At 61.1% G+C, this 17,425-nt stretch carries 18 protein-coding genes; 16 read left to right on the plus strand and 2 right to left on the minus strand.

What is annotated here, in order from left to right:
• From gatB to PKE98_RS11565, 3 genes are all read left to right on the plus strand, one after another.
• Positions 1 to 1,446: an Asp-tRNA(Asn)/Glu-tRNA(Gln) amidotransferase subunit GatB gene (gatB, locus tag PKE98_RS11555; protein WP_271195428.1), complete on the plus strand. Its 1,446-nt coding sequence runs from the start codon at positions 1 to 3 to the stop codon at positions 1,444 to 1,446.
• 135 nt (positions 1,447 to 1,581) lie between these two features.
• Positions 1,582 to 1,986, plus strand: a complete 405-nt coding sequence (locus PKE98_RS11560; RefSeq protein ID WP_271195429.1) for a septal ring lytic transglycosylase RlpA family protein — start codon at positions 1,582 to 1,584, stop codon at positions 1,984 to 1,986.
• Positions 1,987 to 1,999: 13 nt separating this feature from the next.
• Positions 2,000 to 2,377 carry a carboxymuconolactone decarboxylase family protein gene (locus PKE98_RS11565; protein ID WP_271195430.1) on the plus strand — a complete coding sequence of 126 codons (378 nt, stop codon included), beginning with the start codon at positions 2,000 to 2,002 and terminating at the stop codon, positions 2,375 to 2,377.
• 166 nt (positions 2,378 to 2,543) lie between these two features.
• Here PKE98_RS11565 and PKE98_RS11570 read toward each other — a convergent pair whose 3' ends face one another.
• Complete coding sequence (locus tag PKE98_RS11570; RefSeq protein WP_271195431.1) at positions 2,544 to 3,935, minus strand: PhoH family protein; 1,392 nt, start codon at positions 3,933 to 3,935, stop codon at positions 2,544 to 2,546.
• 519 nt (positions 3,936 to 4,454) lie between these two features.
• On the opposite strand from PKE98_RS11570, the gene PKE98_RS11575 reads away from it, so the two are divergent.
• From PKE98_RS11575 to PKE98_RS11635, 13 genes are all read left to right on the plus strand, one after another.
• The gene (locus PKE98_RS11575; RefSeq protein WP_271195432.1) at positions 4,455 to 5,750 is read left to right on the plus strand and encodes an NCS2 family permease; all 1,296 of its coding nucleotides are present in this window, start codon (positions 4,455 to 4,457) and stop codon (positions 5,748 to 5,750) included.
• Positions 5,747 to 6,835 (plus strand): tRNA (uridine(54)-C5)-methyltransferase TrmA, encoded by a 1,089-nt coding sequence (gene trmA / locus PKE98_RS11580; RefSeq protein ID WP_271195433.1) that lies wholly within the window; start codon positions 5,747 to 5,749, stop codon positions 6,833 to 6,835. Before PKE98_RS11575 ends, trmA begins: the two co-directional genes overlap by 4 nt.
• Before the next feature lie 210 nt (positions 6,836 to 7,045).
• Positions 7,046 to 7,999, plus strand: coding sequence for a YbgA family protein (locus PKE98_RS11585; RefSeq protein WP_271195434.1), 954 nt, complete (start codon positions 7,046 to 7,048; stop codon positions 7,997 to 7,999).
• A 12-nt stretch (positions 8,000 to 8,011) separates the two neighbouring features.
• Positions 8,012 to 8,998: a MerR family transcriptional regulator gene (locus tag PKE98_RS11590; RefSeq protein WP_271195435.1), complete on the plus strand. Its 987-nt coding sequence runs from the start codon at positions 8,012 to 8,014 to the stop codon at positions 8,996 to 8,998.
• Positions 8,998 to 10,476: a deoxyribodipyrimidine photo-lyase gene (gene phrB, locus PKE98_RS11595; protein WP_271195436.1), complete on the plus strand. Its 1,479-nt coding sequence runs from the start codon at positions 8,998 to 9,000 to the stop codon at positions 10,474 to 10,476. The genes PKE98_RS11590 and phrB overlap by 1 nt, the downstream gene beginning before the upstream one ends.
• Positions 10,477 to 10,480: 4 nt before the next feature.
• Positions 10,481 to 10,945: a nuclear transport factor 2 family protein gene (locus PKE98_RS11600; RefSeq protein WP_271195437.1), complete on the plus strand. Its 465-nt coding sequence runs from the start codon at positions 10,481 to 10,483 to the stop codon at positions 10,943 to 10,945.
• A complete protein-coding gene (locus PKE98_RS11605) occupies positions 10,942 to 11,718 on the plus strand; it encodes an SDR family NAD(P)-dependent oxidoreductase (protein ID WP_271195438.1) in 777 nt (258 codons plus the stop codon). Before PKE98_RS11600 ends, PKE98_RS11605 begins: the two co-directional genes overlap by 4 nt.
• A complete protein-coding gene (locus PKE98_RS11610; protein ID WP_271195439.1) occupies positions 11,715 to 12,965 on the plus strand; it encodes an NAD(P)/FAD-dependent oxidoreductase in 1,251 nt (416 codons plus the stop codon). Before PKE98_RS11605 ends, PKE98_RS11610 begins: the two co-directional genes overlap by 4 nt.
• Positions 12,962 to 13,759: a DUF1365 domain-containing protein gene (locus tag PKE98_RS11615; protein WP_271195440.1), complete on the plus strand. Its 798-nt coding sequence runs from the start codon at positions 12,962 to 12,964 to the stop codon at positions 13,757 to 13,759. The genes PKE98_RS11610 and PKE98_RS11615 overlap by 4 nt, the downstream gene beginning before the upstream one ends.
• Positions 13,746 to 15,017, plus strand: a complete 1,272-nt coding sequence (locus PKE98_RS11620; protein WP_271195441.1) for an SAM-dependent methyltransferase — start codon at positions 13,746 to 13,748, stop codon at positions 15,015 to 15,017. Before PKE98_RS11615 ends, PKE98_RS11620 begins: the two co-directional genes overlap by 14 nt.
• Complete coding sequence (locus tag PKE98_RS11625; RefSeq protein ID WP_271195442.1) at positions 15,010 to 15,519, plus strand: DUF2878 domain-containing protein; 510 nt, start codon at positions 15,010 to 15,012, stop codon at positions 15,517 to 15,519. The genes PKE98_RS11620 and PKE98_RS11625 overlap by 8 nt, the downstream gene beginning before the upstream one ends.
• Positions 15,520 to 15,543: 24 nt before the next feature.
• Entirely contained in the window at positions 15,544 to 15,861 is a 318-nt protein-coding gene (locus PKE98_RS11630; protein ID WP_271195443.1) for a YkgJ family cysteine cluster protein, read from the plus strand.
• Between the two features lie 10 nt (positions 15,862 to 15,871).
• Positions 15,872 to 16,606: a class I SAM-dependent methyltransferase gene (locus PKE98_RS11635; RefSeq protein ID WP_271195444.1), complete on the plus strand. Its 735-nt coding sequence runs from the start codon at positions 15,872 to 15,874 to the stop codon at positions 16,604 to 16,606.
• A 209-nt stretch (positions 16,607 to 16,815) separates the two neighbouring features.
• Here the strand turns inward: PKE98_RS11635 and PKE98_RS11640 are convergent, their stop codons facing one another.
• On the minus strand, positions 16,816 to 17,328 hold the full coding sequence (locus PKE98_RS11640) for an acyloxyacyl hydrolase (RefSeq protein WP_271195445.1): 513 nt from the start codon (positions 17,326 to 17,328) through the stop codon (positions 16,816 to 16,818).
• Positions 17,329 to 17,425 lie beyond the last annotated feature (97 nt).

Below are 17,425 nucleotides of genomic sequence, written 5' to 3' on the forward strand. Positions count from 1 at the left end.
ATGCAATGGGAAGTTGTTATCGGGCTGGAGATTCACACCCAGCTCGCCACCCAATCGAAGATTTTCTCCGGCAGCGCCACCACCTTTGGTTCCGCGCCGAACACCCAGGCCAGCCTGATCGACCTGGGCATGCCCGGCGTATTGCCGGTGCTCAACGAAGAAGCCGTGCGCATGGCCGTAAAATTCGGCCTGGCCATTGACGCCGAAATCGGCCAGCACAACGTGTTCGCCCGCAAAAACTACTTCTACCCGGACCTGCCCAAGGGCTACCAGATCAGCCAGATGGAATTGCCCATTGTCGGCAAGGGCCACCTGGATATCACCCTGGAAGACGGCACGGTCAAACGCGTTGGCATCACCCGCGCGCACTTGGAAGAAGACGCCGGCAAGAGTCTGCACGAAGACTTCAGCGGCATGAGCGGCATCGACCTCAACCGCGCCGGCACCCCGCTGCTGGAAATCGTCTCCGAACCGGACATGCGCAGCGCCAAGGAAGCCGTGGCCTACGTAAAAGCCATTCACGCCCTGGTGCGTTACCTGGGCATTTGCGACGGCAACATGGCCGAAGGCTCGCTGCGCTGCGACTGCAACGTGTCGGTGCGCCCCAAAGGCCAGGCCGAGTTCGGCACCCGCTGCGAGATCAAGAACGTCAACTCGTTCCGCTTTATCGAGAAGGCGATCAACACTGAAGTGCAGCGCCAGATCGAGCTGATCGAAGACGGCGGCAAGGTCATTCAGCAAACCCGCCTGTACGATCCGAACAAAGACGAAACCCGCGCCATGCGCAGCAAGGAAGAAGCCAACGACTACCGTTACTTCCCCGACCCCGACCTGCTGCCGGTGATCATCGACGACGCGTTTCTGGACACCACCCGCGCCACCCTGCCGGAACTGCCGCCGCAAAAACGCGAGCGCTTCCAGGCGCAGTTTGGTCTGAGCGCCTACGACGCCAGCGTGCTGGCTTCCAGCCGCGAGCAAGCCGACTACTTCGAACAGGTGGTGGGCATCAGTGGCGACGCCAAGCTGGCGGCCAACTGGGTGATGGTTGAACTGGGCAGCCTGCTCAACAAGCAAGGCGTGGAAATCGACGCCTCGCCGGTCAGCGCTGCGCAACTGGGCGGCATGCTCAAGCGCATCACCGACAACACCATCTCCGGCAAGATCGCCAAGATGGTGTTTGAAGCGATGGCCAATGGCGAAGGCAGCGCCGATGAAATCATTGAAGCCAAGGGCCTCAAGCAAGTCACCGACAGCGGCGCCATTTCGGCAGTGCTCGATGAAATGCTGGCAGCCAACGCCGAGCAGGTTGAGCAGTACCGCGCCGCCGATGAAGCCAAGCGCGGCAAGATGTTCGGCTTCTTTGTGGGGCAGGCGATGAAAGCTTCGAAGGGTAAAGCCAACCCGCAGCAGGTGAATGAGCTGTTGAAGCAGAAGCTGGAAGGTTAACGGCAAAACCCTCTCCCTAACCCTCTCCCGCCAGCGGGCAGAGGGAACTAGAACGAGTTGCCGATTAGCACCCCTCTGCCCGCTAGCGGGAGAGGGGCTGGGGGAGAGGGTATTACAAATTTCGGAGACACAGGTATGTGGCGCGTTCTACTGGCAGGAAGCTTTCTAGCGCTCTTGAGCGCCTGTACCACCCCTTCTTTTCGCACCACCCCCAGCGACGACAACGACCATGAGCGCTACAGCGGCCACTACAATGAAAGTGGCGAAGCCTCCTATTACGGTGCCAAGCACCAAGGCAAGAAAACCGCCAGCGGCGAGCGCTTCGATCAGGCGCAACTGACCGCCGCCCACCGCACTTTGCCCTTCGGCACCCGGGTGCAGGTGACCAACCTGGACAACAACAAAACCGTAGTGGTGCGTATCAACGACCGTGGGCCGTTTAACCGCAAACGGCTGATCGATATTTCCAAGTCCGCCGCTGAACAGCTCGACATGCTGAAGGCCGGCACGGCGCCGGTGCGCGTGCAGAGCCTCGACTGAATCAGGAGCCCTTATGAGCGAGCAATCCAAACCCGGCGAACAGGTACGCCGTCAGGTCATGGGCGACGCCTTTGTCGACCGTGCCCTGAACAACGCCACTGACTTCACCCAACCGCTGCAAGACTTTATCAACGAACACGCCTGGGGTTCGGTGTGGAGCCGTGAAGGGCTGCCGCTGAAAACCCGCAGTTTGATCACCCTCGCCGCCCTTACTGCCTTGAAGTGCCCGCAAGAGCTCAAAGGCCATGTGCGCGGCGCGTTGAACAACGGCTGCACCGTGGAAGAAATCCGCGAAGCGCTGCTGCACTGCGCGGTGTATGCCGGCGTGCCGGCCGTGGCCGAAGCGTTCCGCGCGGCGCAGGAAGTAATCGAGAGCTACACGGGTTCCTAACAGGGTTGGCCATCTCGTTACCCGGGGATGACGAAGGTTTTTGCCAAGACACCCGTCATCCCCGCGCAGGCGGGGATCCAGAATCCCAAGCCGGACACAACAGCAAGAAATCACGCTACAAAAAAACCGGGCACATGGCCCGGCTTTTTTATCCTGCAAAACGCCTCTACATATTCGCTTCGGCGTATTCGGCCAGCACCGAACGTGGCACCCCTTGCAGGGTGATATGCACCCCATGGGGGAAGTCTTTGAAGCGTTCGGTCAGGTAGGTCAGCCCCGAACTGGGCGCCGACAGATACGGCGTATCGATCTGCGCCAGGTTACCCAGGCACACCACTTTGGAACCGGTACCGGCACGGGTGATGATGGTTTTCATCTGGTGCGGCGTCAGGTTCTGGCATTCGTCGATCAGAATCAGGCTTTGCTGGAAGCTGCGCCCGCGAATGTAGTTAAGCGATTTGAACTGCAATGGCACCTTGCCCAGGATGTAGTCCACGCTGCCGTGGGTGTTCTCGTCGTCCATATGCAGGGCTTCGAGGTTGTCGGTAATGGCGCCCAGCCACGGTTCCATTTTTTCCGCTTCGGTGCCCGGTAGAAAACCGATCTCCTGATCCAGCCCCTGTACGCTGCGAGTTGCAATGATGCGGCGATAGCGCTTGGTGACCATGGTCTGCTCGATAGCAGCAGCCAGCGCCAGGATGGTTTTCCCAGAACCGGCGGCGCCGGAAAGGTTGACCAGGTGAATGTCCGGATCGAGCAAGGCGAACAGCGCCAGGCTCTGATAGATGTCCCGCGGGCGCAGGCCCCAGGCTTCCTGGTGCAGCAAAGGCTCCTGATGCAGGTCGAGAATCAGCAGTTCATCGGCCTTGATGCCTTTGACCCAGCCGACAAAGCCCTGCTCGTCGATGATGAATTCGTTGATATGCACGGCCGGCAAGTTGTCGGTCATCTGCACACGGTGCCAGGCGCGGCCTCGGTCCTGACGGGTATCGACCTTGCTCACGCGGTCCCAGAACGAGCCGGTAAGGGTGTGATAACCACGGGGCAACAGCGAAATATCGTCGACCAACTGGTCGGTGTGGTAGTCCTCGGATTCAATGCCACAGGCGCGCGCCTTGAGGCGCATGTTGATGTCTTTGGTGACCAGCACCACGGACAAGCCCGGCTTGCGTGACTGCAAGTCGACCAGTTGATTGATGATCTTGTTGTCGTTGAGATCTTCCGGCAGCCAGGTAATGGGCTCGGCACGCCGACTCATAAGGATGGAGAGGTAACCGCAGGGACCGCTTTTGTCGCGCTGGATGGCGACACCATGTTCCACTTCTTCGGGGGTGGCACCGCCTAGAATCTTGTCGATCAGGCGGATGGCTTGCCTACATTCTGCTGCGACGCCTTGCTTGCCGGTTTTAAGCTTGTCCAGTTCCTCCAGAACTGTCATGGGGATGGCTACGTGGTGTTCCTGGAAGTTCAGCAGGGCGTTGGGGTCGTGGATCAGAACGTTGGTATCGAGGGCGTAGAGGATTGGAGCAGTAGGGCTGGAGCGTCCGTGGTCATCCATACTCGGTCACCTTCTTGTAGGAGCCAAGCGACGGAATGCCGGAACAGCGCTCCGCCGCACGAACCACCGATATCCCCGGCCGCAGCGGGGGATACTGCACACAACGTGTGCTGCAGAACTCGGCGGTCTGTCTTTTAGATACTCCAAAAAAGGTGACAGGAAAAAGTAATTTTTGCGTTTGCCGGGTTTATTTTTCGGTGCGACGAAAAGCCCTTGGCGTACCCGCACCGTCTCGTTAAAGTCGGAAGTCCGGCTAGCGTCAAACAGCCGTTCCCTACATACATTTTTCGTATGCGGGCCCGCTTCACTCTCCCTTTCCGACCTTTCCCCTTTAAGCACTGCGCCCGATACAAGGCACAAGCACCGCCGTGCGAACTGGTATGATGCGCCGCTTTTTTCGCCGCACCCTATACACCGAGAACGGGCAAAACCAGCGCCAGCCAGGCGGCTGTGCTTTGCTTCTGAGCATTCGGTTTATAAACAAGACGGCCACTGATCACATCCGCGGAGCCCATCCCCATGCTGGAAAGACTGTTCCAACTCAACGCACATAACACCACGGTGCGCACCGAGATCCTTGCCGGGATCACGACTTTCCTGACCATGGCCTACATCCTGTTCGTCAACCCGAGCATCCTCGGCGAAACCGGCATGGACAAAGGCGCCATCTTCGTCGCCACGTGCCTGGCCGCCGCCATCGGCTCGGCCATCATGGGTTTTATCGCCAACTACCCGATTGCACTCGCACCGGGCATGGGCCTGAACGCCTTCTTTACCTACACCGTTGTGCTGCACATGGGCCACACCTGGCAGGTGGCGCTCGGCGCGGTATTTATCTCGGCGTGCATGTTCTTTGTGCTGTCGATCTTTCGCATCCGTGAATGGATCATCAACAGCATTCCGCTGGAACTGCGCTCGGCCATTGCCGCCGGTATCGGCCTGTTCCTGGCGCTGATCGCGCTGAAAGAAGCCGGCATCGTCGTTGCCAACCCGGCCACCCTGGTGGGTATGGGCGACCTGAGCAAGCCAGAGCCTTTGCTGGCCATCCTCGGCTTTTTTATCATCGTTGCCCTGGAAGCCCGCAAGATCACCGGCGCCGTACTGATCGGCATTCTGGTCACCACCGCAGCCGGCATTGCCCTGGGCGTGTCGCAGTTCGGTGGCGTGTTCTCGATGCCGCCATCGCTGGCCCCGACCTTTATGCAACTGGATATCAAAGGCGCGCTGAATATCGGCCTGGTCACCGTGGTGTTCGCCTTCCTGTTTGTGGATATCTTCGATAACTCCGGCACCCTGATTGCCGTGGCGAAAAAAGCCGGCCTGATGCGCGCCGACGGTCATATGCCGAAGATGGGCCGCGCCCTGATTGCCGACAGCAGCGCGGCGATGGTCGGTTCGGTACTGGGTACCTCGACTACCACCAGCTACATCGAATCCGCCGCCGGCGTAAGCGCTGGTGGCCGCACCGGGCTGACGGCCGTGGTGGTCGCCATTCTGTTTCTGCTGGCCCTGTTCCTCGCGCCGCTGGCCGGCAGCGTACCGGCCTTCGCCACCGCCCCTGCCCTGCTGTTCGTGGCCGTGCTGATGACTGCGGGCCTGGCGGAAATCGACTGGAGCGACATCACCGTCGCCGCCCCGGTGGTGATTACCGCGTTGGCCATGCCACTGACCTTCTCCATCGCCAACGGCATCGCCTTTGGTTTTATCGCCTGGACCGCCATCAAGCTGCTGGCCGGTCGCGCCCGTGAACTGAGCCCGGCGCTGGTGATTCTTTCGATTCTGTTCGTGATCAAGCTGGGTTGGTTCAACGCATGAGTGCACCGCAGTTCGACCCAAGCCAATACGACGCCCAACTGGCCGAAAAGAAGCAACGCCTGCACGATCTGCTGGCGCCCTTCGACGCCCCGGCGCCGCAGGTATTCGAATCGCCACGGGAGTTCTATCGCCTGCGCGCCGAGTTCCGCCTGTGGCGTGAAGGCGAGGATCGCTTCTATGCGATGTTCGCCGCCGGCGACAAGCACACGCCCATCCTGTTGGAAGACTTTCCCATCGCCAGCCAGCGCATCAATGAATTGATGCCGCGTTTGAAAGCTGCGTGGCAAGGCAGCAAGGCACTGGGCTTCAAATTGTTCCAGGTGGAATTCCTCACCACCCTGGCCGGCGATGGCCTGATCACCCTGTGCTACCACCGCCCCCTCAATGACGAATGGCAAGCAGCGGCCGCGCAGCTGGCCAGCGAGCTGGGCGTCAGCATCGTCGGCCGCTCACGCGGTCAGCGCCTGGTGGTGGGCCGTGACTATGTGGTGGAAAAACTCGACGTCGCCGGCCGCACCTTCAGCTACCGCCAGCCAGAAGGCGCCTTCACCCAGCCCAACGGCACGGTGAACCAGCACATGCTCAACTGGGCTTACGAAGCGCTCGGCCAACGCAGCGACGACCTGCTGGAGCTGTACTGCGGCAACGGCAACTTCACGCTGCCGCTGGCCACCCGCGTGCGCAACGTGTTGGCGACCGAAATCAGCAAGACCTCGGTCAATGCCGCGCTGGCCAATCTGGAGGACAACCAGGTGGCTAACGTCACGCTGGTGCGGTTGTCTGCCGAAGAGCTGACCGAAGCACTGAATGACGTGCGACCGTTCCGCCGCCTGCAGGGCATTGATCTCAAGGCCTATGAATTCGGCAGTGTGTTCGTCGACCCGCCCCGCGCGGGGATGGATCCGGATACCTGCGAGTTGACTCGGCGCTTCGACAACATCCTCTACATCTCCTGCAATCCGGAAACGCTGGCGGCGAATATCGCCCAACTGAACGACACGCACCGCATCAAGCGTTGCGCACTGTTTGATCAGTTCCCCTATACCCACCATATGGAATCCGGCGTTCTGCTCACTCGCCGTTAAGCCATTTCCTCTGTAGGAGCCAGCTTGCTGGCGAACCCTGGAAATGCCCCTCTCGACAGATGGGGCCAGGATTCGCCAGCGAGCTGGCTCCTACAACTGCATCCCTTCAAAAAGTTGTACAGAAAACTTGACCTGTACAACAATCTCTCTATGCTGACCCTAAAGCTGTACAAGAAATAAATCTTGTACAACTAACCACCAGGGGTCGCCATGGTTCACAGCAAGCCGAAAATCGCCATCAGCGCCTGTTTAATGGGCGATGAAGTGCGCTTCAACGGCGGGCACAAGCGTTCCGAGCTGTGTACCGAACGCCTGGCTGAGCATGTGGAACTGGTGCGCGTATGCCCGGAAGTGGCCATTGGCCTGGGCACGCCGCGCGAGCCGATTCGCCTGGTCGGCGATATCGCCGCGCCACGAGCGGTGGGCACCGTGCACCCCGAGCTGGATGTCAGCGCCGCCTTGCACGAGTACGGCAGCCAGATGGCCGAGCAGCTCAAGGGCATCAGCGGCTACATCTTTATGCAGAAGTCGCCCTCCTGCGGGTTGTATCGGGTCAAGGTGTATCAGGCCAATGGTTTGCCGGCTGCCGGTGGCGGGCGCGGCTTGTATGCGCAGAGTTTTTGCGAAGCCCTGCCGGACTTGCCGGTGGAAGAAGAAGGCCGCCTGAACGACCCGGTGCTACGGGAAAACTTCCTCACCCGCGTATTTGCCTACGCCGACTGGCAAGCCCTGCTGCAAAGCGGGATCACCCGCCATCGCCTGACTCATTTCCACGCCCGCTATAAATACCTGCTGCTGGCCACGCATCCCGAGCAATACCGAGCCCTGGGCAAACTGCTCGGCGGCCTCGACAAACATAACCTTGCCGAACTGGCGCCGCGCTATTTCAGCGCGCTGATGGAGGCGCTGCGCAAGTGCGCCACCCGTGGCACCCACAGCAATGTGCTGCTGCACATCAGCGGCTACCTCAAGCAAACCTTGAGCAAGGACGAAAAAATCGAAATGCAGGAGTTGATCGAACAGTACCGCCGTGGCTATGTGCCGCTGGTGGTGCCGCTGACCCTGCTCAAGCACCACTTTCTCTTGCACCCCGATCGCTACATTGCCCAGCAGGTGTACCTGCAGCCGCACCCGGCCACCCTAAGCCTGCGCAATGCGCTCTAACCTGGAATTGACATGAGCAAACACTCCGTCCAACCCGACGCGCCTGAGGCCGACGAGCCTGAAGACAGCACTGACGCTGAGCTGCAAGCTGCGCTCGCAAACAACCTGCTGCCGATTCGCGAGGTCTCGCGCATCACCGGGGTCAACCCGGTGACGTTGCGCGCCTGGGAACGCCGTTATGGCCTGATCGTGCCGCAGCGCACGGCCAAAGGGCATCGCTTGTACACCGAGGACCACATCGCCCGCATCCAGGCAATTCTCACCTGGCTCAATCGCGGTGTGGCCGTCAGCCAGGTCAAGGCGCTGCTGAAAACCGCCGCGTTGCCCAATGCCCAAGTCGACAGCGATGGCTGGAGCAATGCCCGTGCAGCAATGCTGGGCGCCATCAGCGAACAAGCCGAACGGCGCCTGGACGATGCCTTCAAACGGGTCGAAAAGTTGTACCCGCCCAAGCTGCTGTGTGAACAGCTGTTGCTGCCGCTGCTCGCCGAGCTAGAACAACGCTGGCAAGGGCAGTTCGGTGCACGGCTGGAGCAGGTGTTTTTCTACTCCTGGCTGCGCAGCAAACTGGGCTCGCGTATCTACCTCAACAACCGTCAGTTGGGCGGCGCGCCGCTGTTGTTGGTCAATCTTTCCGACCTGCCGATGGAGCCGGCGCTGTGGTTGTCGGCCTGGCTGCTGAGCAGCGCCGACTGCGCCGTGGAAGTGTTCGATTGGCCGTTGCCACCGCTGGAATTGGCGCTGGCTATCGAGCACATCAAGCCGCGCGCCACCCTGCTGTATTCGGGCCAGGCGTTGGCGGGCGCGCAGTTGCCCAAACTGCTGGCCGACAGCAGCTGCCCGCGCCTGCTGGTCGGTCCCACCGTACGTATTCACCAAGCCGACTTGCTCGCGCTGCAAACCCAGCTCAATGGCCTCCACCTGGCCGACGACCCGTTGCGGGCGCTGGAAACCCTGCAGCAACTCGACCTGCTTGGCCAACACAAGGCCAAACCCTGATGCGCCAGCTCATGTGGTTTCGCACCGACCTGCGGGTGCAGGACAACAGCGCCCTGGCCGCCGCCATGCAGGCCGGGCCGACCGTTGCCGTGTTTTTGCTGAGCCCGGCGCAGTGGCAGCAGCACGACGATGCGCCCTGCAAAGTCGATTTCTGGCTGCGCAACCTGCGCCACTTGAGCGAAGCCCTTGGGCAATTGGGCGTGCCGCTGCTGATCCGCCAAGCCGACACCTGGGACAAAGCCCCGCAGGTAATTGCCGAGCTGTGCAACGAGCATGAAATCCGCTGCGTGCAGGTGAACGAGGAATACGGCATCAACGAAACCGAGCGCGACCACGCGGTGGCCGACCGCCTCGGCGAGCAAGGCATTCAGTGGCGCAGCCACCTGGACCAGTTGCTGTTTCAACCGGGCAGTGTACTGACCAAAGCCGGTAACTACTTTCAGGTCTTCAGCCAGTTCCGCAAAGTCTGTTACAGCCGCTTGCACACCGCCCTGCCGCCCCTGGTTGCACTGCCGCACCCGCAGCAGGCGCTGGGCATCAACGCCGATGCAGTACCCGAAGCAGTGCCAGGGTTTGCCACACCTGAAGAAAGCCTGCGCGCCCTGTGGCCGGCCGGCGAAGCCGACGCTCACGAGCGCCTGGAAACCTTCGCCGACGAGGCCATTGGAGACTACCACCAACAACGCGATCTGCCGGCCAAGCCCGGCACCAGCCAGGTCTCCACCTATCTGGCCGCCGGGGTGCTGTCGCCGCGCCAATGCCTGCACCGCGCGCTGATGTGCAACCAGGGTGAATTCGAAAGCGGCAATACCGGCGTCATCACCTGGATCAACGAACTCCTCTGGCGCGAGTTTTACAAGCACATCCTCGCCGGCTACCCACGGGTATCGCGCCACCGCGCCTTTCGCCAGGAAACCGAAGCCTTGCCCTGGCGCGATGCGCCGCAGGACCTGGCCGCCTGGAAAGAAGGCCGCACCGGTATTCCGCTGATTGACGCTGCCATGAAGCAGCTGTTGGCCACCGGCTGGATGCACAACCGCCTGCGCATGGTGGTGGCGATGTTTCTGACCAAAAACCTGCTGATCGATTGGCGCGAGGGTGAGCGGTTTTTCATGCAGCACCTGATTGACGGTGATCTGGCGGCCAACAACGGCGGCTGGCAGTGGAGCGCCTCCACCGGTACCGACTCGGTGCCGTACTTCCGCATTTTCAACCCGGTTAGCCAGTCGCAGCGCTTCGATGCTCAGGGTCGCTTTATCCGCCACTGGCTCCCGCAACTGAACGAGCTCAGTGACAAAGATGTGCATAACCCGCGAGCACGCAAAGGCGGCGACCTGTTTGCAGGCTGCGACTACCCCGCGCCCATCGTTGATTTGAGCAGCAGCCGCACCCGCGCCATCAGCGCTTTCAAAGGCCTGAGTGAAGCCAGGTTGCCGTCGCTGTTTGACGACGACAGCCAAGCCCCCTGGAGGAACTGACGTCATGAAGTTCGAACGAGCAGAAACCCTGGACCGCGAACAGGTGCAACGCGAATTCCTGCAGCGCTTCGCTACCACTTTTGCCAGCCTCAATGCCGACAACCTTGAACGCCTGAGCCAGCTCTACACCGACGATGTGCGCTTTCAGGACCCGCTGCATGAAATCAATGGGCTGCCCGCTGTGCAGGCCTATTTCCGCGAGCTATACAGCAACGTGCAAGACCTGGATTTTCAGTTCTACGGCTTCGACCAGCTGTACCCCGGCGCCGGTTACCTGCGCTGGAAAATGACCTACCGCCACCCGCGCCTGAACGGTGGCCAATCGATTGAAGTGCAAGGCTGCTCGCACCTGCTGTGGCGCGACAAGGTGTATATGCACCGCGATTACTTCGATGCCGGCGCCCTGCTCTATGAACACCTGCCCGTGATGGGCCGCTTGATCCGCTGGCTCAAAGGTCGTCTGGCATGAACGGCGCGCGGCGTATATGGCTTACCGGCGCCAGCAGCGGTATCGGTGCCGCACTGGCCGAGGAGCTATTGGCCAGCGGCATGCGCCTGGCGCTCAGTGCTCGCCGTGTTGAGCCGTTACAGGCCCTGGCCGAGCGTTATCCACAGCAAGTACTGGTGTTACCAGGCGACCTCGGCGAAGCAGAACAAGTACGCACAATCGGCGAGCAGATTGCTCAGCAGTGGGGCGCGCTTGATGGCGTGATTCTCAATGCCGGCACCTGTGAATACATCGACGCCCAGCACTTCGAGGCGGCCATGGTCGAGCGTGTGCTGCGCGCCAATCTGCTGTCGGCCAGCTACTGCATCGAGGCCGCGCTGCCGTTGCTGCGCACCGGTCACAACCCGCATCTGGTCGCGGTCGCCAGCTCCGTTACCTACCTGCCGCTGCCGCGCGCCGAAGCGTACGGCGCATCCAAAGCCGGCCTGCGCTATCTGCTGCAAGCGCTGCGTATCGACCTGGCGGCCGAGGGTATCGACGTCACCCTGGTCAGCCCCGGCTTTGTCGATACCCCGCTAACGGCGCGCAACGACTTCGCCATGCCCATGCGCTGGTCGGCGGAAAAAGCCGCCGCCCATATCGCCAGGCGGCTGGACAAACGCCCCCATGAAATCGCGTTTCCCGGCCCTTTTATCGCCATTCTCAAACTGCTCGCCAGTCTGCCCACCGGCCTGCAACTGGCACTGGGCAAACGCATGGCGCGCACCCCTGACAACAGCAAGGACGCGTCATGAAAATTGCCATTATCGGCAGCGGTATTTCCGGCCTTACCACCGCCTACCTGCTGAACCGTCAACACGATATTCAGGTGTTCGAAGCCAGCGACTGGATCGGCGGCCACACCCATACCGTGGACGTGCAGGTGAACGGGCGCAGCTATGCGATCGACACCGGTTTCATCGTGTTCAACGACTGGACCTACCCCAACTTCATTCGCCTGCTCAGCCAATTGCAGGTCGGTTATCAGCCGACCGAAATGAGTTTTTCCGTGCGCGATCAGCAAAGCGGCGTGGAGTACAACGGCAACAGCCTAAACAGCCTGTTTGCGCAGCGGCGCAATCTGCTGTCGCCGCTGTTCTGGGGTATGTTGCGCGACATTCTGCGCTTCAACCGCGAAGCCCTCGATGACCTGGCAAGCCAGCGTATCAACGCCAGCACCACGCTAGGCAACTACCTGGCAGCACGCGGCTACCGCCAGCGCTTTATCGACCACTACATTGTGCCCATGGGTGCGGCCATCTGGTCGATGTCGCTGGTGGAAATGCTCAACTTTCCGCTGCCGTTCTTTGTACAGTTTTTCAAGAACCACGGCCTGTTGTCAGTCAATGATCGGCCGCAATGGCAGGTGGTCAGCGGCGGCTCGCGCAGTTATGTGGAGCCGCTGTGCGCCTCGTTTCGCCAGCACATCCGGCTCAACTGCCCGGTGCAGCAGGTCGAGCGCGATGAGCGTGGCGTGACCGTGCACTCGGCCCACGGTAGCGAGCGGTTCGACAAGGTGGTGTTCGCCTGCCACAGCGACCAGGCCCTGCGCCTGCTGGCCCAACCGAGCCAGGCCGAACGAAGCATTCTTGGCGCGCTGCCCTACGCCGATAACGACGTGGTACTGCACACCGACACGCGCTTGCTGCCCACCCGGCGCCTGGCCTGGGCCAGTTGGAACTATCAACTCGATGGCAACCGCAGCCGCGCGGCGGCGGTGACCTACAACATGAACATTCTCCAGGGCATCAAGAGCGACACCACGTTCTGCGTCAGCCTCAACCAGAGCGAGGCCATCGACCCTTCGACCGTGCTGTCGCGCCACACCTATGCGCACCCGCAATACAGCCTGGCCGGTGTGGCCGCGCAGGCGCGCTGGCACGAGTTGCTCGGCGTGCAGCACACCTATTACTGCGGCGCCTATTGGGCCAACGGTTTTCATGAAGATGGAGTCGTCAGCGCCTTGCGTGTGGCCCGGGCGTTTGGCGAGGAGCTGGGATGAACAGCGCCCTGTACAGCGGCTGGGTTCAGCACCGGCGCTTCAGCCCGCGCGCCCATGCGTTCCGCTATCGCATGGGCCTGCTGTTTCTCGACCTCGACGAACAAGAGCAGGTGTTGGCGTTGTCGCCACTGGCCGGACGTGGACGCTGGGCGCCGTTCGCCTTTCGTGAAGAAGATTTTCTGCCGACCTTTACCCAGCGCGGCGTGCGCCTGAGCGATGCGGTGCGCCAGGTGGTCAGCGAGGCATTGGGGCAACCGCTGCTGGGGCGCATCTGTCTGTTGGCGCAACCGCGCAGTTGGGGCCTGGCCTTTAACCCGGCCAGTTTCTTCTATTGCTACGACAGCATCGGCCAACTGCAGGCAGTGCTCTGCGAGGTGCGCAATACACCGTGGCAAGAACGCTATCACTATGTGCTGCCCTGCCCAGACGGCCAAACCGGCCCATTTGATGTGCGGGTGAACAAGGCCTTTCATGTGTCGCCGTTTTTGCCGCGCGAGCTGCAATACCGCATGCGCTTCAGCCTGCCGACCGATCGGTTGGGCGTGCATATGGCCGACTGGCAAGGCGAGCTCAAACTGTTCGATGCCAGCCTGAGCCTGCGCCGCCGGGAACTCTCGCGCGCCAGCCTGCACGGCCACTTGCTCAGCTTTCCCTGGATGACGGCCAAAACGCTGTTGGCCATTTATTGGCAGGCCTTGCGTCTGCTGATCAAACGCACCCCTTTGTTCTCCCACCAGCCGGCGCACGGTTCTGTGCGCGTGGCCTCGCCGGATAGCCTCGATGAAAAGCCCTAGCCTGAGCAGTAAATCCTTTATCCGTGGCGGCAACGGCATTGGTGCCGGGTTGCTACGCCGCGGCGTGCTGCGCCTGCTTGGGCAATTGCGCCACGGCCAGTTGAGCATTGTCGAAAACGGCGAGCGCCTGGTGTTCGGCCAGCCGGGCGCCGAGTTGCAGGCAGAGATTCAGGTGCTCAACCCGGCGGTATGGGCGCTGGTAGCCAGCAACGGTTCCATCGGCTCGGGCGAGGCGTATATCCACGGTTACTGGAGCAGCCCCGACCTGACGGCGGTGGTGCGTCTGTTTGTCTGCAACCTGGATTTGCTCGATACCATGGAGCGCGGCCTGGCGAGGCTGGGCCGTCCGCTGATGGCTGGGCTGCATTGGCTGAACCGCAACACGCGCCAAGGCTCGCAGAAAAACATCGCCGCTCATTACGACCTGGGCAACGAGCTGTTCGAACAGTTTCTCGACCCGACCATGATGTATTCGGCCGCCATGTTTCAGGGTGACGACGACAGCCTGGAACAGGCACAACTGAACAAGCTTGAACGTATCTGCCAGAAGCTGGCCCTGAAGCCCGGCGACCACCTACTGGAGATCGGCACCGGCTGGGGCAGCATGGCGATTTACGCCGCCGTGCATTACGGCTGCAGGGTGACCACCACGACCTTGTCGCGCGAACAATTTGCCTACACCCAAAAGCGCATCGAAGCCCAGGGGCTGCAGGACCGCATCACCCTGCTGCTGCAGGACTACCGCGACCTAGAGGGGCAGTATGACAAGCTGGTTTCCATCGAGATGATCGAAGCGGTGGGCCACGAATTTCTGCCCACTTACTTCCAGCAATGCGCACACCTGCTCAAGGACGACGGCCTGATGCTGCTGCAGGCCATCACCATTCGCGACCAGCGTTATGAACAGGCCAAGCGCAGCGTCGACTTCATTCAACGTTATATCTTCCCCGGCGGCGCCCTGCCGTCGCTGACCAACATGCTGACGGTGCTGAGCCGCGACACCGATATGAACCTGCTGCACATGGAAGACTTTGGCCTGCACTACGCGCGCACCCTGCGCATTTGGCACGACAACCTGCGTAACGCCCGCCACCGTCTGCAAGAGCAAGGCTACGACGACAGCTTCTTCCGTCTCTGGGAGTTTTACCTGTGCTACTGCGAGGGCGGCTTTATCGAACGCACCATCGGCACCGCGCAACTGCTGCTAGCCAAGCCGGCGGCGCAAACCGCGCCCTTGCTGGGCCGCTTTGATGTTTAAGAACCTGGCGAACGCCGGGCTGTTTCAACTCGCCTGGTTCGCCGGTGTTTTCAGCCCGCAGTACCCCGCGCTGTTGCTGGGGCCGCTATTGGCAGCCCTGGTGCATCTGCTGTGGATTGGGCGGGGCGAGGCGCTGCTGCTGGTGGCGGTCACCGTGCTGGGCACGCTTATCGACAGCCTGTTGCTGCACGCCGGGCTGTTCGACTTCGGCGAACCGCGCTGGCTGATTCCGCCGTGGCTGGTGCTGATGTGGACGCTACTGGCCACCACCTTGCGCCACTGCCTGGCCTGGACCGCAAGCCCTTGGTGGCTGGCCAGCGCTCTCGGTGCCGTCACCGCGCCGCTGTCGTATTACGCCGGCGCACGGTTGGCCGGCGTCGGGTTGCCCTTCGGGTTGTGGCCCAGCCTGCTCATCTTGGCGGCGCTGTGGGCGGTGATATTCCCGCTGCTTCATCGGCTGGCCCTGCGCATGCAACCGGTCGAATTGCAGCCAAGGGGCTAGCGCAGTCTGTAGACTGTTGCCCCCATGAGCGCCCTCCCCACCATTCCCCTCGTTAACCTTGAGCCTGCCCCGAAGGTGGCCTGCACCAATTGCGCGGCGTGCTGCTGCCAGTTGGAAGTGATGCTGCTGACCGACACCGGCGTGCCCGAGCGTTATATCGACACCGATGAGTGGGGCGGCGACGTAATGGCACGCCTGGACGATGGCTGGTGCATCGCCCTGGACCGCGACACCATGCGCTGCACCATCTACGAAAACCGGCCCTGGGTGTGCCGGATTTTTGAAGAAGGCTCGCCCGAATGCCTGGAAGAACGCGAGCAACTGGCCACCATTTATCGCTAAAGGATTAGGAATGACGTTGCATAGTATCGAACGCATTTATCCAATGGACCTGGACCCGCATAACCCCGCCGACCAAGCCACCCTGGCCATCCATGTGCAGCGCTACGAATTCGCCTCTAGCCTGCTCAGCGGGCAGCAAATTCTCGATATGGCCTGCGGCTGTGGCTACGGCACGGCGCTGTTGGCCGAACAAAACCCTGATAAAACCGTGACCGGCGTGGACATCGACCCCGACGCCATCGCCTACGCCCAGGCCCATTACCACCTGCCGAACCTCACCTACGTGTGCGCCAACGCGGAAACCTTTGCCAGCGAGCGCGGTTTCGACACCATCGTCAGCCTGGAAACCATCGAGCACTTGCCCAGCCCCACGCGCCTGGTGGCTAACTACAGCCGCCTGCTGGCCAGCGGCGGCCAGGTGATTGCCTCGGTGCCGATTACCCCGACGCTGGACGGCAACCCGCACCACTTGCACGACTTCAGCAAAGGCTCCTTCGCCCGCCTGTTCCAACGCGAAGGCCTGCGGTCGGTAAAGGAGTTCGAGCAGATTCAGTGGTGGCAATTCAAAGGGCTGTTCAGCAAGAAGCCCGACCACCAGAAACAACACCGCTCGGAGGGCGTGGGCCATGCGGTGTTGCAGTACTACCGCCGCCACCCGTTTTATTTGCTGGCGCGGGTGGGGTCGATGCTGCGGTATGGGTTTAGCAATCGGTATCTGACGTGTCAGTTCAAGGCTACGAACTGAAGTAATTACTCAGCCGCGAGACCTATATCCGTCATCCCAGCGCAGGCTGGGATCCAGAGTTTCAAAAGGGGCACACATTTATGCCCGACACGTAATTGGATCCCGAATCGTCGGAGCGCCGCCTACGCGGGGATGACGGTGGGTGGAGCGAGAGATGCGACATAAAAAAGCCCGGCACTTAGCCGGGCTTTTTCGTTGCATACGGGCGCTTAGAACGCGAAGCGGTAATGAATTGTGTAGGCCTCAACCCCGTCATTGGTCGAGCTGATGCCGGCGTTGGAATAGTGGACGGCGCGAATACCCACTTCCTGGTCAGCAAAGCGCAGACCTACACCCAGACGGTCTTCAAATTGGAAGGCGGTTCCCAGCTTGTTGTTTTCCACCTCAGTATTGGCAAACAAGGCCACACCGACGCCGGCCTCGATGTAAGGCCGCACGTTTTCACCGGCAAACTCGTAAACGAACACTGGGGAAAAGGAAATACTGTGGTTACTGGAGGACGAGTCGCCATCCCAATAGGTGTAGCCGGCATCCCAGTATCCGGTCAGACGACCGACATCGCTCTGCAACCAACTGGTGCCAAAGTCGAACTGAGTACCGAGGCGGTAAACCATGGTGGACTCACCGGTTTGGCCAATGGCCACGGTGACGTCAGCGGCGTGAGCGGACAGGGACATACCCAGGGAAAGGGCTGCAGCCGCAGCCAAAGAAATCAACTTCATCTCAACGTCCTTTTTGTATCAGGTTGATCACAGATATCTGCGTACGGGCCTGATTATAGAAATGTTGGCTATAAACGAAAGGTTCAACCGGCCACAA

This window comes from Pseudomonas turukhanskensis (assembly GCF_027922365.1).
Lineage (GTDB): Bacteria > Pseudomonadota > Gammaproteobacteria > Pseudomonadales > Pseudomonadaceae > Aquipseudomonas > Aquipseudomonas turukhanskensis.